Source organism: Bradyrhizobium sp. P2_E8 (genome assembly GCF_056403875.1).
In genome coordinates this window covers 1-778 of record NZ_JBFUES010001751.1, presented here as the reverse complement: position 1 = coordinate 778, position 778 = coordinate 1, and the positions used below count along the sequence as shown (strand labels likewise).

Below are 778 nucleotides of genomic sequence, written 5' to 3'. Positions count from 1 at the left end.
GTTCCGTGGTGCCATCTATCTCGTCACGTCCGGCGGCGGCGTCACCTCGATCGAGACGGCGCGGCGCTTTCCCGTGCGCCTCGTCGAGTCCGGTCCTGCCGGCGGTGCGATCTTCGCGGCGCAGATCGCAGCGCGTCTCGGCGAGAGCAAGGTGCTGTCCTTCGACATGGGCGGCACCACGGCCAAGATCTGCCTGATCGAGAAATACCAGCCCGAGACCTCGCGCGTGTTCGAGGTCGATCGCGCGGCGCGCTTCCTGAAAGGCTCCGGCCTGCCGGTGCGCATTCCCGTGATCGAGATGGTCGAGATCGGCGCCGGTGGCGGCTCGATCGCCCATGTCGACGCGATGAAGCGCGTCACCGTCGGCCCCGAGAGCGCGTCGTCCGAGCCCGGCCCGGCCTGCTATGGCCGCGGCGGCCAGCGTCCGGCCGTGACCGATGCGGACGTTGCGCTCGGCATGATCGATCCCGACGCCTTCGCGGGTGGCACGATCAAGCTCGACCCCGAACTCTCGAAGCAGGCGCTGCTGCGCAGCGTCGGCGAGCCGCTGGGCCTGTCGGCGGAAACCGCGGCCTATGCCGTGCACGAGGTCGTCTGCGAGAACATGGCGAGTGCCGCACGCGTGCATGCGGTCGAGCGCGGCGCCGTGGTCGGCCAGCATACGCTGATCGCGTTCGGCGGTGCCGCGCCGCTGCATGCGGCGCGCGTCGCCGAGAAGATCGGCGTCTCCCGGGTGATCGTGCCGTCGAATGCCGGCGTCGGCTCGGCGGTCGGATTC

The 778-nt window shown here is 70.4% G+C and carries 1 protein-coding gene; it reads left to right on the top strand.

The features are described from left to right. A partial coding sequence (locus AC1D00_RS43675) for a hydantoinase/oxoprolinase family protein (protein ID WP_477015006.1) occupies positions 1-778 on the top strand: 778 nt, incomplete at both ends.